19 protein-coding genes are annotated in these 16,414 nt (G+C 33.4%); 3 read left to right on the forward strand and 16 right to left on the reverse strand.

The genetic code is table 11. The features are described from left to right. From HCD_RS07620 to HCD_RS07690, 16 genes are all read right to left on the reverse strand, one after another. Entirely contained in the window at window positions 1–1,137 is a 1,137-nt protein-coding gene (locus HCD_RS07620; RefSeq protein WP_014659989.1) for an ArdC-like ssDNA-binding domain-containing protein, read from the reverse strand. 15 nt (window positions 1,138–1,152) lie between these two features. Next, window positions 1,153–1,311: a hypothetical protein gene (locus HCD_RS09380; protein ID WP_158308564.1), complete on the reverse strand. Its 159-nt coding sequence runs from the start codon at window positions 1,309–1,311 to the stop codon at window positions 1,153–1,155. Window positions 1,312–1,444: 133 nt separating this feature from the next. Then, the gene (locus HCD_RS07625; protein WP_014659990.1) at window positions 1,445–3,367 is read right to left on the reverse strand and encodes a type IA DNA topoisomerase; all 1,923 of its coding nucleotides are present in this window, start codon (window positions 3,365–3,367) and stop codon (window positions 1,445–1,447) included. Between the two features lie 128 nt (window positions 3,368–3,495). Continuing rightward, a complete protein-coding gene (locus HCD_RS07630; RefSeq protein WP_014659991.1) occupies window positions 3,496–3,822 on the reverse strand; it encodes a hypothetical protein in 327 nt (108 codons plus the stop codon). A 28-nt stretch (window positions 3,823–3,850) separates the two neighbouring features. Beyond that, entirely contained in the window at window positions 3,851–4,054 is a 204-nt protein-coding gene (locus HCD_RS07635) for a hypothetical protein (RefSeq protein WP_041594845.1), read from the reverse strand. A 129-nt stretch (window positions 4,055–4,183) separates the two neighbouring features. Then, the gene (locus HCD_RS07640) at window positions 4,184–4,708 is read right to left on the reverse strand and encodes a hypothetical protein (protein ID WP_014659993.1); all 525 of its coding nucleotides are present in this window, start codon (window positions 4,706–4,708) and stop codon (window positions 4,184–4,186) included. 2 nt (window positions 4,709–4,710) lie between these two features. Further along, window positions 4,711–5,652 (reverse strand): ATPase, T2SS/T4P/T4SS family, encoded by a 942-nt coding sequence (locus HCD_RS07645; RefSeq protein WP_014659994.1) that lies wholly within the window; start codon window positions 5,650–5,652, stop codon window positions 4,711–4,713. A gap of 1 nt (window position 5,653) precedes the next feature. After that, window positions 5,654–5,863, reverse strand: a complete 210-nt coding sequence (locus tag HCD_RS07650; RefSeq protein WP_014659995.1) for a hypothetical protein — start codon at window positions 5,861–5,863, stop codon at window positions 5,654–5,656. A 21-nt stretch (window positions 5,864–5,884) separates the two neighbouring features. Beyond that, window positions 5,885–7,186, reverse strand: coding sequence for a DNA type IV secretion system protein ComB10 (locus HCD_RS07655; RefSeq protein WP_014659996.1), 1,302 nt, complete (start codon window positions 7,184–7,186; stop codon window positions 5,885–5,887). Further along, a complete protein-coding gene (locus tag HCD_RS08800; RefSeq protein ID WP_014659997.1) occupies window positions 7,176–8,684 on the reverse strand; it encodes a TrbG/VirB9 family P-type conjugative transfer protein in 1,509 nt (502 codons plus the stop codon). The genes HCD_RS07655 and HCD_RS08800 overlap by 11 nt, the downstream gene beginning before the upstream one ends. Next, the gene (locus tag HCD_RS07665) at window positions 8,684–10,042 is read right to left on the reverse strand and encodes a VirB8 family type IV secretion system protein (protein WP_014659998.1); all 1,359 of its coding nucleotides are present in this window, start codon (window positions 10,040–10,042) and stop codon (window positions 8,684–8,686) included. The genes HCD_RS08800 and HCD_RS07665 overlap by 1 nt, the downstream gene beginning before the upstream one ends. Before the next feature lie 15 nt (window positions 10,043–10,057). Continuing rightward, window positions 10,058–10,615: a hypothetical protein gene (locus HCD_RS07670; protein ID WP_014659999.1), complete on the reverse strand. Its 558-nt coding sequence runs from the start codon at window positions 10,613–10,615 to the stop codon at window positions 10,058–10,060. Window positions 10,616–10,764: 149 nt separating this feature from the next. Continuing rightward, entirely contained in the window at window positions 10,765–13,335 is a 2,571-nt protein-coding gene (locus HCD_RS07675) for a VirB4 family type IV secretion/conjugal transfer ATPase (RefSeq protein WP_014660000.1), read from the reverse strand. A gap of 93 nt (window positions 13,336–13,428) precedes the next feature. Continuing rightward, entirely contained in the window at window positions 13,429–13,704 is a 276-nt protein-coding gene (locus HCD_RS07680; protein ID WP_014660001.1) for a hypothetical protein, read from the reverse strand. Beyond that, window positions 13,704–14,036: a TrbC/VirB2 family protein gene (locus HCD_RS07685; RefSeq protein WP_014660002.1), complete on the reverse strand. Its 333-nt coding sequence runs from the start codon at window positions 14,034–14,036 to the stop codon at window positions 13,704–13,706. Before HCD_RS07685 ends, HCD_RS07680 begins: the two co-directional genes overlap by 1 nt. A gap of 20 nt (window positions 14,037–14,056) precedes the next feature. Then, a complete protein-coding gene (locus HCD_RS07690; RefSeq protein WP_014660003.1) occupies window positions 14,057–14,770 on the reverse strand; it encodes a hypothetical protein in 714 nt (237 codons plus the stop codon). Window positions 14,771–14,922: 152 nt separating this feature from the next. Here HCD_RS07690 and HCD_RS07695 point away from each other — a divergent pair, with 152 nt between their 5' ends. From HCD_RS07695 to crcB, 3 genes are read left to right on the forward strand one after another with little or no spacing between them, the layout of a single operon-like run. Next, entirely contained in the window at window positions 14,923–15,261 is a 339-nt protein-coding gene (locus HCD_RS07695) for a rhodanese-like domain-containing protein (RefSeq protein ID WP_014660004.1), read from the forward strand. 9 nt (window positions 15,262–15,270) lie between these two features. After that, window positions 15,271–15,951: a uroporphyrinogen-III synthase gene (locus HCD_RS07700; protein WP_014660005.1), complete on the forward strand. Its 681-nt coding sequence runs from the start codon at window positions 15,271–15,273 to the stop codon at window positions 15,949–15,951. A 53-nt stretch (window positions 15,952–16,004) separates the two neighbouring features. After that, the gene (gene crcB / locus HCD_RS07705) at window positions 16,005–16,397 is read left to right on the forward strand and encodes a fluoride efflux transporter CrcB (RefSeq protein ID WP_014660006.1); all 393 of its coding nucleotides are present in this window, start codon (window positions 16,005–16,007) and stop codon (window positions 16,395–16,397) included. Window positions 16,398–16,414 lie beyond the last annotated feature (17 nt).

Consider the following 16,414-nt stretch of genomic DNA (forward strand, 5'->3'; position numbering starts at 1 on the left):
TTAATGCCCAAAGTCTCTTTGATTGTTGTTTTGATTTTTTGAATACGCATAAGGGCGTTGTTGCGGTGCATTTCTTTGATTGTGATGATTAACTTGTGCGTAATTTTGTTTAGCACCCCTTTGCTGATAATTGCCTTGTTGGTTTTGATAGTTATAACCTTGTCTTTGTGGGGTATTTTGCCCATAGGGTTGTTGTTGCGATACTTGATAATTAGGGTTATAGCCTTGTTTGTGAGCGATATTTGGCTGGTATTGTTGTTGGGGTTTTTGCACATAATTGCCTTGACTATACCCTTGTTGTTGATAATTAGGTTTTTGATACACATAATTAGCTTGTTGGTTTTGCTCCAAGTTTTTGGTAGGCACAACATAATTCTTACCATTGTTTTTAGCCACAATGTAGTCTTTGATTTTTTGACTTACTCCCTCATAAAGTTTGCTTTGCAAATCTTGAAAAATGGGGGATTTGATTTTGTTCTCCTTATCAAACAGCATAGCCCTTTTGTCATAATTAGGGTTTAAAGGCTTGATTTTATTTCTGTCTAAACTTTGAAATACATCTACATTGTAAAGATACTTAAACTCTAAGACAGGCTCAATATCTATAGTTTGAGTTTTAATTTTGTAATAAGGCTCATTGGTTTGCGGATTGATAGCTAGATTTCCCTTTTTATCTAAGATAGGCTCTAATTCAAATTGAAACATTGGATTTCCGTTGCTATCCATTCTTTGATTGCCTTGATAATCTAAATAGGGTATCCTATTACCTTGATTGTCTAGGGCAAATACTGGTATTTCTTCTTTAGTTTTAACAATAGGAATTTTAGCTCTAGGAATGCTCTTATCATTAAAGATAAAATCAAGCTCTCTTTCATCAGCACCTAATTTTTTAGCGTCAGAAAGACTTATCCAAGCACTGCTTGAATAATTGCCTTGAGCTTGTTTAATGTCTAAAATCAAGTCGTTTAATCCATTAAATGCCACGCCATTAAGGGCGTTATGTGCATGAGATTTTGCTTGTTGGTTTTGACTAAAAGGGGCATAACCTCCTTTAATTGCACTCGCTATTTCAATAACAAGATTATCAATAAAGGCTTCCTTTTGTTGTTCTAATAAAGAGGGATTATAGGGATTCATTTGACTGCTCCTTACTTATTCCATACCATCAAAAAGAGTTGGCTCTTCTTTTTGTGTGTTATAAAGCAAGCTTTCGCTTGTCTCTACTTCCTCTTCAAAACCATATTCTAAAAGTTCTTTTGCTTGTTCTAGACTCAAAGCTTGTAAATCTTTTTCTTCAAAATTCTCTACCATAATGATGTCCTTTGTTTAAAGATGTTTAAATATTTTAGGATTTTTTGAAATTTAAACAAGCCCCATAATCTATCTTCTGTAAGCTCGTAATTTAGGGGGTTGTAGCGTTTGGTTTATGGGTCTTGTTTACTTTCTACTTTTTAAATCTAGCCTTATAAGCTTGTTGCTTGTGTTTGTCAATAAACTCTGAGCAAATCTTGTAATTTCTTTCTAAATCTTTGGGTAGTTTCAAATTCAACAAGTTTGCAATGTCTTTAGCATATTGCAGTTGTTTTTCATTAGGTGGATAAGATTGATAAGTTTTGGCTGTGTTTTCAGGGGTATTTTCTCTTTTTATCCCCTTATATAAAGAGCTGATTTCATCGCCTAGTTTTTCTTTAATAAGCTCCATAAACTCTACATAGCCCACTTCCCCCATTGCAATCTTATCTAGCACTTCTTCGTTTTGCTTGGTGAAATCAACATTTAAAATAAACATGCTCTTAGCATCTTTATTGAAAAACTCTACAATACTTTTACCTAATGCAGTGGGTTCTATCACTCTTTTATTGCCATTAATTTGAATGTGTCCTTTTGAAATGAGTTCAGGCAAGTAACTCGCATAAGTGCTAGGGCGACCTATGCCATTTTTTTCCATAACCTCAATAAAATCGCTCTCTAAATAGGGCTTAGGGCTAGTTTTAAGAATGTCTTTAATAAAGAGTTCTTTTAAAGGGTGTAGAGTGTTAGGACTAAAATCTTTAATGTTTAAACTTAATTCTTTTTCTTTTTCATCTTGTTCTTCCTGTTTGTTCTTATTGAGTTCTAAAATCTCTAAAAAACCCTTGAATTTTAGATTTTTAAAACTGCATTTAAAATCATGCATTTTAATTTTAAAATGCATGCTCACGCTTTCATAAAGAGCATTTTTACTTTGAGAGGCAAGGGTGTTAACAAAAATAAGTTGGTATAGCCCTATGGCTTTACTATCAGTAATATTATGCTCGTTGCATACTTGATGAATATTCTCAAAAGCATGGGGGTGTGTGATACGGACAGCTTCGTGGGCTTCCGCTTGTGAATTTTTTCCAGCCTTATACTCCCTATATTCATATATGCTAGGATAAACGCTCTCAAAAAACTCTTTATGTTCTTGTAAATACTCTTTGCTTAAGGCTTCACTATCTGTTCTAATATAAGTGATTAGTCCAGCCTCAAAAAGATTTTGAGCTAAGTTTTGTATGGTTTTGGTGTCTAGTTTTAAGCTTTTAGAGGCGCTTTTGAGTAGCTTTGAAGTAGTGAAAGGTTTGGGAGGCGAACTTTCTGTATCTTTGGTTTCAATGTTATTAAGTAGCACTTTATCCCCTAAGCCTTGCTTTAAATCATCTAAAAAACTTTGGGCTTGCTCTTTATTGTCAAATTTAAATTCCTTATTGTCTTTAACATGCTTTAAAATGACCTCATTATTATTAAGTAAGACTTTAGCTTGGATTTGATAGCTCATCTTGTCTTTAATGTCTAGTTTTTCAAAACTTTCTATTTCTAAAGCTCTTTTAACAATCAAATACAAAGCTGGGGTTTTGACTCGCCCTGCACTTTGTGGGTATTGATTTAAGCCTTTGGCTAAGTAAGGGGAAAGTGTATAGCCCATATACATGTCTGCCACTCTTCTAGCTAAAAAGCTTTCATAAAATTTCATGTTAGATTGAGAGAAAAGCAAGGCGGATTTTAAGCCCTTGTTAATCCCACTTTCTGTAATTTCATGAAACTCTGCTCTATAAATCTCTTTGGCTAAGTTTTTGATGAGTTGGTAAAACATATAGCCTATAGCATAACCCTCTCTATCAGGGTCAGTAGCTATATAGACTACCTTATTTTTGCATTCATTGATAATCCTATTGATAGATTGTTTTTTATCTGTGCTTTTATAATCAAACATAGGACTAAAATTTTTTTCTACTTCAATATGTTTTAAATCCATAAAATGTCCGCAAGTAGCAAAGACCTTTGCTCCTGTGATTTCTTTAATCTTAGCCACTTTATTAGGGCTTTCAATAATAATGACACTATTATTCATTTTTTACTCCTTAATTTGATTTTCTATAGCCATGTAGTAATTCACCCTTAATATCCATAAGAATTAGCCCCATCAATGCTAAACATAGACCAGTATTACAATGATTAAAAAACATTTTTTTTAACTTCCTATTTTTCATAGCCATTAGCTTTTAAAAAGTCTTTAAAATATTTCTGAGTGATAAACCACTCCGCTCTTTGTTTGGTGGTGGCACAGATTAAGAAATAAAGAGCTTTTGAGTTTTGATAATCCACTTCCAAAGCTATCACGCTTACATGTTGAGTTAGGGCTTTAAAAAAGCCCATTTGTGTGGTTACTCCCACCCAATCCTTGTCTTTTAGAAATTCATCTCTAATTCTCCGATTGGCGTTTTTTAATTCATGCAAACTATTAAAAAACTCGCCATTAACAAAATAGTAATCTTTTTTAATAAGGGTGAATTTATTGTTATTCATTGCTTTAATTCCTTTCTCGCCATAAGTTTCATTGTTGTAGCTTTTGTTTCTGTAGTAATTCTTTCAACATTTTGTTGTTTTCTTTTAAGAGTTTAGTTGCATCACTATTTATGAATTCCTTATCATTAAAAAACTCCTTTCTAACCCCGCCATAGATTATCATTAAGAGAAACAAGCTCAATCCCGCAATGATGAAACCACAGATAAATTTTTCTAAGGTGCTAAATCCCATTATTGTTGCCCCATTCAAACATTGTTTTTTCCTTATTTAAATTTAGCTAAATACTTCACTAGCTTGACTACTCGCATAATCAAGCGTAAATCACGCCACTTAATGTCATTTAAAAAGCTAAAGAGTTTGTTAGACTGCTTTTTCATCTTCTGCCCCTTGTTTTAGTTGGTTAAGATTGGTTATAGCCTTTGCTTTCTTTGAGTAGTATTCAATTCTATAGGTGTAACGCCTTTTATCGCTGTTGTTTAAACTCAGTGATTTTAAGAGTTTTAAATTGAGTATTTTTAGTTGGATATTGTCGTATAGATTGCTACTCAACACTTCAAGCAAATGTTTTAAAAACACTTTATCTACAATATCTTTGTCGGCTATGCGGTTATAATTAAGATGATAGGCAATTTGGTTTAAATTGCTAAAAGTGGCATTAAGTCCTGCATATAATTCTTTATTTTGTTCTATGAGATGGTGCATTTTTTGAAAGCTATGATTATTGGCATTTGTAATGAGTTTTTCTAAAACAATTGTCATGTTGGTTTGGTTGTTTTTGGCTAGTTTTTTTAAGTTTTCTATGGTGTTCTTATCAAAAACAAAACTCATGCGTTTAGCCCCATTTTTAATTTTACAAGTCCTATTCAATCGTGGTGTTTTTTGCATATTTATTCCCTATTGAGAGCAAGTCTCAATTCCTTTTTAACATCTAAGACATCTTCAATAATTCTTTCATTGCCCTTTTTAACAATTTGGATAATAAAATCCATTCCAGCAATAAAAAAGTCTAGAAGCGTGCTAGTGTCAATATCCTTACCAGCATTCATTTTGACATTCATACCAATGGCATTAAAGGCTTCTACAACGCTATTAGCGTGTAAAGTGCTTATCATTCCGCTATGTCCTGTGTTTGAAAGCCTTAAAAAGAGTGCGGTATTTCTTGTATCAATCTCGCCTAATAGCACTCTTTCAGGACTCATTCTCATGGCGGAGTTTAGGGCGTTTTCATAGGTAAAATTAGAATCTTCATTTTTACCCACTACAACATTAACTTGATTAGGATTTTTTAGGTGTAATTCTGGGCTATCTTCAACCGTGATAACTCTTTGAGTAATAGGAATTTCTTCAATCAAGCTATTCACAAAGCTAGTCTTACCACTAGCTGTCCCTCCACTAACTAAAATGTTTTTACCAAGTCTTACTAAGTTTAAAATAAAGGCGTAATCAATTCCTTTTTCTTGGCATTTTTGCCCTAAAACAAACGCATTGATTTTAAACTTAAAATTGCTTGGCACACGAATACAAATAGAAATGCTATTATTGGCTGTAACGCTTGGGTGCAAGGCATTGACCCTATAGCGTGTAAAAGGAATAGAGCATGCTAAATGGGGGAAGTTATGATTAAAGAACAGGTTTCTATGCGTAGCAAGTTGTTCACAAAAATTCATTAAAAACTTCTCATCAAAGGCTTTGTTTTCAAGCAATTCATAGCTAGAACCCCTAACAAGATAAAACTTGTAGGGTTCATTGAAAATTACCTCATTGATGTCTAGTTCCAAATAGGGTCTTAACTTAGAAATTAAAACCTCTAAGATTGCTGAAATTGCCATTTTACTGCTCTTTAAAAAGCTCATTTTCTAATTTTAAGAACTGAGACTTTAAATTCTCAAAATTTTTAACCGCCTTGATAATTCTTTGCTTTAAAGCGCAATACTGCTTTAATTTCTTTTCATCAATGGTGATTTTTTTGTTGTTTAAAAATCCTAAATCAATGTTGCTCTCTTGCATTAAGTTGTTCTCTGTTGAGTGGTTTTCGTTCATAATGTAACTCCTTGTCTAAAATTAAAATTCATTGTCATCATCGCTTAACTCCTCATCTGAAATTTTTGGCTTGTTTTCTTTGAAAAAGACTGCTAAAACTTCATTATGCTTAGGAATGGGGAAGAAAATATCTGTGTTAGGGCTAATGAATATCCTGCTCCCCTCTTTAATGATGATGACAGCCTTGATTTGAGAGAATTGGCTCATTATATTGTTGATAATATTGTTTAAATTCATGCCACTTTGTTGCATAAGCCGCATCATCATGTAATCCCCAAAATAATTATTCACGCCATTTCTTTGTTTTTTGCCCATATTTTCTGTAATGCCAGCTGTCATGCCAATGAGTAAGCCATTAGAAAGCGTAGAAAACAAAAAAGGCATACCAAATTTAGTGAAATATTTGTTGTGGGCTTTACCAATTAGTCCGTTATAGCCCTTAACATCGCTCCCTTTACTATCGCTTAGTATGATATTGACCCCTTGAGGCGTGATAATTCTATTCCATACAACTTCTAAGCGGTATTGCCCCATTTTGCTACTAGAATTGTAATAGCCTATCGCTCTACTGCCCTTTGGAATTAACACGGCTCTTCCCATAGAGGCATAAACATCGCTTTCTACTTGAGCCACAATTTTATTGCCTCCAATTGCAGAACTAATGGGGGTTACTAGCGTAGCTGGTATATTTCTATCAGCAGTAATGGTGCGTAAGAGCTTGTTTTCATGGCTTGCTTTGTCTTTCCTGTCAAAGTTTTCAAAGCTATCTGTTCCATATTCAATTTCTCTGTTATTTTTATCCGCACTTGTCCCATAGGTATTATTTACATCACTACTATTAAAGCGTTGGCTAAGAAGTGAAAGTCTCATTTTGGTTGCAGGACTTGCCTTAGAGTAATCAAAATTGGGGCTATTAAAATCATTATTGTTGGGTTGCTTATTGTCTTTGGATTGGTTGTTTAAAGGGTTATCTTGCGAAGAATGATTGAATAAATCAAGATTTTTTAAGCTATTTAAATAAGCTCCAATATCAAAAGTAGGTGTAGTAGAAGTGGTGTTGTTGGCATTTGTTGGACTAGAGAGAGCGTTAGTATTGTCAGTATTGCTGGCATTATTGTTTGGAATATCAGAGTTAGCTACTTTTTGTTTCTCTTTGTTTTTAGCATTTTGATAAACATAATCAGGGATAGGGAATTTACTCTTAAATTGCTCCAACTCTTCATCAATGACTTCTTGTTTAGCAATATAACCGATTAAAACAATCACAGGAAAAATGCTTAAAACCCACACTTCCTTGCGCTTTAATAGCCCCTTAACATTCATTGTTTTGCCTTTGTTTTAAGGAGATTAGTTTTTGAGGGGTTATTTTTTCTTGAATGGTCTTTTTCTTTTCAATAGGCGGGCATAGTGTGGGGCAGTGCTTAATACCTTTTTTAGTCTTGTAAAGCGTTTTTTGGGTAGGTTTTTCTATCTGTTTAGTGATTTTAGGTTTGGGATTGGACACATAATCTTTAATTTTTTGAACTGCTTTTTGTCTTTCTAGTTTAGGGTTGATTTGCTTGATTTGAGAAAGAAAATCTTTATTATCCAGTCTTTCGTTAGTGCGTAAATTAGATTTGAGATATTTAATGTATTGCTCGTATTTGAGTTTATGCACGCAAACATATTCATCGCCAAGTCTAAGCGTCCATTTATCGCTCACATCTTCAGCAATAATGTAATTGCCGACAATTTTAGAATTGATGGGGCTATCATATTTATCCACCACTTTATAAGGATAGGGGAATTTAAAAACAGATAAATCCCTATTAAATTTAAAATAAGTGTATTTGCCATCATCAAAAATATCAAAGGCTTGAATATCCTTGCTTGGTTTTAGGGGGCGTTTATAGAGCCATAAACTCCACCAAGTGCGTTTGCTTTTAGGCTTTTGGATATAGCCACGACTAATTTTTGATTTTTCTATATAGATATGATTAACTTCATCGCCAATTTTAATGAACTTGCCATCATCAATTTCTTTGCTAGAATAATCAATCTTTTTAAAGCTATCATTAGCAAAAAGAGTGTTAGTTTTAATGCCATTTGCTTGGGCTTTTTTCTTGTTTTTATCGCCTACATCAATAGTGCCTATTTTTCTATTGCTAGACACAAATACGCTTAATAGGGGGTTCTTTTTGCTTGTAAAGGTGGTAGAAAAGATGTAAAAAGTATAAACCTTACCACTAGAGCCAATTATAGTTAGATTGCTATCTACTCCAATAAGCAAAGGTTTGATGATTAAAACATTATTGAGAGCGTATTGCTCGTTGTTAGGATAAGAGACTTCAAAGCCTGTGGGGTCTCCCAAACTCACATAAATGATATTATCTTCATCAAAGATAAAGGTTGTTGTCATGGCATAGCGTAATCTAATTCTATAGGTATCCCCAGCATTATAAAGAATGTTTAAATGGTTGTCTTGTAAAAGTCTGTCTTTATCAAAAAATGAATTTTGAATGGCATGCAAATCTATCATTTTTTTAGCTTGCTCTATGTCTTCATCTTCTTTAAACTTGCTTTCATCAATACCACTAGCACTCAATGCTTTAGCGCTATCATCATTTGGCATAGGAGCTTGAGAAGGGCTATCAAAGACATTAGGAGATGGTGGTGTAGCATTACGCATAGGATTTGGTAAATTATTAGGCTCAGAACTAGAGCTACTAGGAAATGTAGCGGATATATTAGGTTGCTCTAAGCTATTATTCAAAGGGTTATTAGGCTCATTTGCGTTTAAAGCAAGGAATAAAAGAGCTATAGAATAGGTTTTTAAACGCATTATTGAACCACCTTAAAAGGATTTGGTAAATTGGATTGAATAGATAGATTTGGCGATAAGGGTGTAGAATGAGATTTTTCTTGTTTAGGTAAATTAGGGTCATTCACGCTTTCTTGTTTTAACAAATCTTTTTGATTATTCACATTGTTTTGATTGGGTTCAAGGGTTTTTGTTTTTGGTGCAATTGAAGAATGATTAGGTTCTAAGCTATCGCCTTGCTTATCTTGTTTATATCCATAATCATTGACTTGGTTTGTTTCGTTGTTATTTTTATAATTGATTTTAGATTGATTTGAGTTGGGGTTTTCAACTTGATTTTCTTTGTCTAGCTCTTTTATCACTGCAATTTCAGTGATACTATATCCATAAACTTGAAAGCCTGTAGGGTTTTTAGGCATAGAGACAAAGTCAATTTCAATAGGCTCAAAAGTATAACCCACAATTATTCTATAGCGTTTAATGCTTTTAACAATACCTGTATCATAAAGCGTAACTTCTACATCAGCATTGGCGTAGCCCTTTTTAATTAGGGCAATATTAACAATTTTGACATTTCTAGTTAATTTTTCATTCGTATAGATACTATTTTCATGGGCGACTAAATTTTCAAAAGTTTGCCACACCTCATTAGAGCTTTGCTCCCTTACTATCTCTTGGCGTTCTTTATCATCAATCCTATTGATAAGCTCTCTATTTAAAATATAAGCCCCTAAAAGTTGCCTCACCAATGCCTTGTTGGCAGTGATAGAGGAATTTGCTTTTTGGATAAGAGCAAAATTCTCAGTTGAGTTAGCAAAGGTAACTAAATAGGGGTCTTTTTCTTTTAGTGGCAATAAGAAAATAATTAGAATAATAAGAGTTAGCGTGGTTAAAAAGAAAAAGGAGGCAATCAAAATCAAATAATCGCCTATCTTTCTCTCTACTTTTAAAATCGTGTTGGCATCCCTTACGCTTTCAAAAATCATAGGGGTTTCAAAAGTTTGTTTGACTTTTTTATTTAAGATGACCTTTGAAAGGGCTTTTTGTATTAAGTTTTGTTTTTCTTGTTCTAAAATTTCTTTATCTGTTGTAGTTTCTTCCTTTGGTGTTTCATTATCATTGTCTATAGAATAGTCTTCATTATTGTTAATAGCATTATTAAATAGTGAATTGTTATCAATAGAATTATTATATTCTTGGCTATTATCACTAGAATTGCTTTTAATGTTCTTAGTCAAAGGCTCTCTATTGTCTTGAGTAGAACTATTAATGTGGGAATAAAATGGTGTGTTTATGGGTGTGTTAGGCTCTTCTTCAAGTCTTAAGGGTTTAGCAACATCTACGCCATAAGTTCCCCATTTATTCATTGACTGTTGCATATGACTATTTGCCCCTTAAAATACTTCTATAGCAGGCTCTAAAGGTTCTACAAGCATAAACACACACAAGCTATTGTCTTTTAGGCTAAACACTATGACATGGTCAAAAAATTTAACTTCTTCATCATGTTCATTGACCTTATTTAAAAGTTTGAAGATTAGCTCCGCTAGACTATCAAGCATTTTTACATTATTAAACATGTAGCTCTTGTTGTGCAAATTATCCGTAATATCTTTAATCACTTGGTTGTTTTCATCTAAAGCTTCACATTTTAAAGATGCTAGATATAAGTCTTGCTTTCTTGTTTGAATTTCAAAGAAAATATCTTTCAGTGCTTTTTCAAAGTTTGTAATACCATAGGCATCTTTATAGTCTAATTCTCTTAGCATTTTTGAATAAAAAGCTAGGTATTTATCATCATATAAATCTTGAGAATTGTTTTTGATAAGGTCAATAAATTCTTGCACTTCGTTAGCGTTTTCAAGTTTTTTTACATCAAAATCTTTGGTATTAACCCTTAAGGATTTAAGGGGGTTTGTAACCTCTATAATGACTTGTTCTTTTTCACTCATATTTAACTCCTTTGTTGTGGTTTTTAATAAAAACTCTTATTTCCTTGTCAAAATTACATGCACAAGGGCTTTTAAACATCTCGTATCGTTTGTTGCTCGTGCAACCTGCAAAAACAAGTAGGATAGTCAGCAGTGCCACAGAAAAAGGCTTATTCATAAGCTAAAAACCTCTCTTTGTAGTTATTAGGATATTGTTGTTTTAGCTCCAAAAGTTTTGCCACACTTGGAGCTGAAGAGCTAAGAATTTTTAGGTATTTTCCGAGCTTAGACAAATTCACATCTAAGATATTAGAAGTGCCATCAAGCTTGTTTTTAACTAAAACTTTATAATTGCTAGGGCTAGTTAAAAAGGCTTTTTCGCTAGGGGTTAAGTTTATGCCATAGCTTTCTAATTTGTCAGTGTTATTTGTGGGGAATAAGATAATATGCGCCATATTATCTACCATACTTCTTGCATTAGGCATTCCATCAAGCTGGTTAATATCTTGAAAAGCAAGAGCCAAAACCCCATTAACCTTTCTAGCTTGTGTTAAAGTGAGATTGATTTTATCCATCATCACTTCATTTTCAATATAACTTCTTGCCTCATCAATAAAAATGAAAAAGCCCTTAGCGTGTTTTTTAGCCTCATAAATCATGGTGTGAAATAGTATAAGGGCAATAAGAGAGGCATTTTTAGCGTTTTGCACAATGCTATCCATATTGATAGCAGTGAGCTGTTGGCTAAATTTTAAACTATTTTCTAGCTGGTTAAATAAGGGGTTATCCATAGCCCTATCTAATTGCATAGAAATCGTTTCATTGCTCGTTTTTACAACACTATCTTTTAAATCTTTTAAGCCAAATTTAGTGCCTGTATCATAGAGATTATGATATAAATCATTCACGCATTTTTCTATGGCTTTGATATTCTCTATGTCTTTTTGCTCATTCTCATCTAAGCCGATTAAATAACTTGCCCAAGAGCTTAAAAAGGTAATATTCTCACTAGATTTTTCTAAGCTAAAAGGATTGAGAGCAAAATTCTCTGAGTTGTTGTATTCAGCGCCTAAAAACTCACTCATTATACGCATGCCATTAAGTCTATCTAGGGCTAGAATGTTAATGTTGTATTTAAAACAATTAAGAATTAAAAAGCTCATTAGAGTGGTTTTACCTGCCCCTGTGCCTCCTAAAATCATTGTATGCCCTAAGACCATATCCGTGTCTTTTAACACTTCTTGAGCGTGAAAGTTAAATAAAAAGAGTGATTGAGATTGGGTTTTAAACATTGTTAGGGGCATTCTTCCCCAAGAGTTTCTGTCTCTTCCATTATGCTCTTTGTCAAACATAAGCATAGTGGCAACATTATCAGAGCTTTGCAATCTCTTTCTGGCGTTTAAATTGTTTCTATTGGGAAAGAAACTAAAAAAGATAGGCTTTAAATTGATAGTTTCATGCACAGCGATAAGCCCATGATTTTTAAAGGTATTGACAATTTCTAAGCTCTTTTTGTCTAACTCTTGCTTGTTAGTAGCCTTTAAAAGCACCATTAAAGACACATATTCTATTAAAACCCTATCAGTTTTAACTAGGTTGTTTAAATTTTCAATAGCGGGCTTAATAATTTCGTTCGCCCTTTTTCTTTTTTCTTCAATTTTGCTTGTTGCCTTGTCCTTGTTTAGAGCGTCTACGCTAATAATAATGTCAAAATCACTTTTAAAGCTTAAAATAGTGGATAATGGCACAGAAGTGATTTCATCAGTATCATACGCTTTAATAGAAATAAAGCGATTGTAGGTCGTATGCCCATTATACTCTTGGATAAAGTAGTCCTTATGAAAATGCACATTAGAGGCAATATAGCTATCCCTTAATAAACCATTATGCACCTTAAAGGGCAAGTATGTCCCATTGATATACTCGCCATAAAACCTTAAAACTTCAATGCTTGGCATTTGCTTGGGTTTTAGAGGGCTTAAAACTTGTAAAAAGGAGTTGATAATAGATTGCAAAAGCGTTTCTTTATTGATAAAGGTTAGCTTTTTGCTAGATTTAATGGTTGCAAATTCGGTTGTATTGCTCTCTTTGTTGGTTTCTTGTTTTTCATTAGTCTTAGTGTCAACTGAATTGTCGGCTGTTTCTTCTTTGTTGTCAGCTATGGTCCCAGTAGGGCTGTCTTTAATTTCAGAATTTGTGTTGTTGGTATTTTCATTAGAGCTGGTGCTAGTCTTTACCTCTTCAATACTTGGTTCTTGCTTGTTATCTTGCTCTCTTTCTTTGATTGAAGTTGTCCATTCTTGCTTTTTTCTTTCTAAAAAGCCTTTTAGATAAGTGTCTTTGGTCTCAAAGATTAAATAGTAGCTATTGGTATAAACTTCCTCATTGCTTTCCCATAGATTGATAATGGTTTTAGCGTAGTGGTTTTTGATATGTTCGTATTGCTTGTTGAAGTGCGCTTTTCTTCGCTTGGCTATGATTTTCATTTCTATATCACTAGAAATGAGATTAAAAGCTACAACCCTTTCATTAAAGAGTTTGGCAATTTGTTCATCATTCAAATCGGCATAGCTAATTCCCTCTAAGGCTATCATACCGACTAGATTTCCCTTTTTAGTAAGGATAAAATCATCATTATAAAGCCCTAAAATATTGTTTTCTTCTGCCATAGAATAATGCTTGGGTAATGCACCAAAAAACATTGAAGAGGCTTTGTTCTTTAAAAACTCAATAAAGTTCATAGATTTTTTGCCTTTAGAAAGCTAGAGTTTAATAAAGGAGTGGCTAGGCTTATTTTTGAAACCATTAAAATGTCTTTGAGTAAAAATCTTAAGCTAAGCATAGTAATCCTCAATATCACTCTCTAGGGTAAAAATCCCAAAAAGAATGTCAGTTATATCTTCATCAAAGAATTCAGCGACATAAAAACTAATAAACAAGCTTACAAACACAATCAAAGCATAAAGGGTTGAATACGCCATAGTTACACAGCCTAGCATGGCTGAAAGCATCCAAGACATAAAGTTTAAGCCCATAATCTTTTCTTTTTTAGAAAGCTCTCTAATATTTGTAGAGCGTAGCACCACAAATTGATAATCTGCTTTGGCCATTAGTAGAGCCAACTAGCAATTGTGCGAGCGTTTAATACTCCAATCAAACCAGCCATAACAGACCCCCACAATAAAATAAACTCTTTCCATCTGTCATGGTTTTTAATCAAATAGAGAAACATAAACACAATAATAATGGCTATAATTGAGCGTGCTTCACCACTTTGTAAGAATGTGAAGAACTTATTAGTAAATTTTGAAAAACCTTGAGCGTATAAAGTGTTTATTCCTAATAGTGAAAATAAAAGCAACCTTGTTTTTAAATTCAAACGATTAACTCTATTGCTGATGCCTTTAATTTGATTTTTGAAGTGTTTTAAACTCTCTAACATTATCATCTCCTTTGTTTTAACTAAGCCACACTCAAGTCCTTATGTGGATTAGTTTTTAAGGCGTTGATTAGAGAGGCCCTAAAATTCTTGTTGATAATATTTTGGTGGAAGTGGCATTTCAAACTAGGGAGCGTTTTACTCGTTAGATACTCATAAGACACAGGGATACAAACTTGATTGTTGTCTTTTTGCTTTAGCTTGACATACAACTCTTTGCTCTTTGCCAACTCTTTTTTAGAGCTATATTCTTCTAGCACCCATTCACCCTCAAAATCGTTGAGCTTAAAGGTGCTTGCTTGTTGTTGCCTAATAAAATGAGTTAATCTAAGCTGGGCTTCTTTGTAGAAACGATTAGGCAAGATTTCTTTATTGTATTCATCTACTTTTGGTGGGTATAGCGCCTCTATCTTGGTGTAATCTAGCATAGTAACTGACACAAGGTCATGCTTTAAGTAGCTAAATTTAATAAAACCCTGTTCTTGCAAGATATTAAGCCAATTACGCACGGTTCTTTGGGTTACATCAAACTCATATGATTTGTCTTGTTTGTTAATATGAAAAGTATCGCCATTAAGACACTTTTGCTTAGTTTTGCCCCTTAATACTTCTACAAACTTATTTCTTAGAGCGGTATAGAAAGTATAAAGCTTAGAATGCTTGTCTTTGGCAAAATAGGCTTGCAAATCTTTGTTTTCTAAGAAAAACTCGGCATTAAAAACTGATATATCCAACATAATCAAGTCTCCACTATTTAAAATAGCCGAAACTTAAAGGTTACTAAATAAGCAAATTATGTGTATAATTTTTAGAGATTAAAATCGTGCTTTTTAAAAGGGTATTTACAAAAGCGTTGTAACATAACCTAAATTTAAAACTAAGGACAAACATGCTTGAAGATTATGCAATCAGTTTAGAAGAAGTCAATTTTGATGATTTTGTAGTGGTAGATGTGCGTGAATTAGATGAATTTGAAGAATTACACTTGCCTAATGCAGTGCATATTAGCATGAACGAACCAAACAAGCTCACAAAATTTTTAGAAGAACATAAAAACCAAAAAGTTTTACTCCATTGTAAGGCAGGTTTGAGGGCTTTAAATGCGGCTAAGAGCATGCATGACTTAGGCTACACACCCTATTATCTAGAGGGCAATGTCTATGACTTTGAAAAATATGGCTTTAAGATGGTTTATAATGACACTTCTTTGAGTGGCAAGCCTTGCTAGAAAGCTAGCATGAGAGAGATTGTTTGGGTGCATTCTAAAGAGGTTACGCCCTATAAAACTCTCATTCTCAATGAGTTTTGCTACTACAATTTAGAATTAAACCCAAAGGCTTTTAATGCTTTAATATTCACTTCCAAAAATGCGGTATTTTCATTGCTAGAAACTTTAAAAAATAGCCCCAAACTCAAAACTTTACAAAATATTCCTAGCTATGCTTTGAGCGAACCTAGTGCTAAAATTTTACAAGCTCATGGTTTTAAGGTAGCGTTTGTAGGGCAAAAAGCCCATGGAAAAGAGTTTGCTAAAGAAATTATTCCTTTATTAAAAGATAAAAAAGTTTTGTATCCAAGAGCTAAAGAAATTGTCTCTCACTTAGATACCATACTTTTAGAGCAAGGCATAAATCTCACCCAAGCCATTGTTTATGAAAACAAGCTTAAAAATTTGAGCTTGAGTGAAAAGAACGCTCTAAAACCTAAAGAAAATAGCATTCTCATTTTTACAGCCATAAGCCATGCCAAAGCCTTTTTACACTATTTTGAATTTTTAGAAAATTACACCGCCATAAGTATCGGCAACACAACTAGAGAGTTTTTATTAGAACAAGGTATTACAAGCTATATTGCCAAAAAACCTTCACTAGAAGCGTGTTTAGACCTAGCTTTAAGCTTGAAAGTTAAGGAATATTAAGAAAATCTTACTACACTACTCTTGTTTATTTTAAAGTTTTAAAAGGATTATGCATGAATTTGGTCTTTTTATTTGCCGCTCTAGGGGGGGCTATAGGGAGTTCATTGAGGTATTTTGTAGGTAAAATGATGCCTAGCAAGTTTTTAATGTTTGAGAGCTTTCCTTTAGGGACTTTCACGGTAAATCTTGTGGGGTGCTTTGTCATAGGCTTTATGGGGCATTTAGCCGCTGAAAAAGTCTTTGGCGATAAATTTGGGATTTTCTTTGTAACCGGAGTTTTAGGGGGCTTTACGACCTTTTCTTCCTATGGGCTTGACACTTTGAAGCTTTTGCAAAAATCTCAATACATTGAAGCTCTTTCTTATGCTTTAGGCACAAATATTTTAGGGCTAATTTGTGTGGCAATCGGCTGGTTTTTGGCTAAAAACTTTGTAGGCTTAAATTAAGAGCATTTAAAAAGGCT

It is taken from the genome of Helicobacter cetorum MIT 99-5656, from assembly GCF_000259275.1.
Classification (GTDB): Bacteria; Campylobacterota; Campylobacteria; order Campylobacterales; family Helicobacteraceae; genus Helicobacter; species Helicobacter cetorum.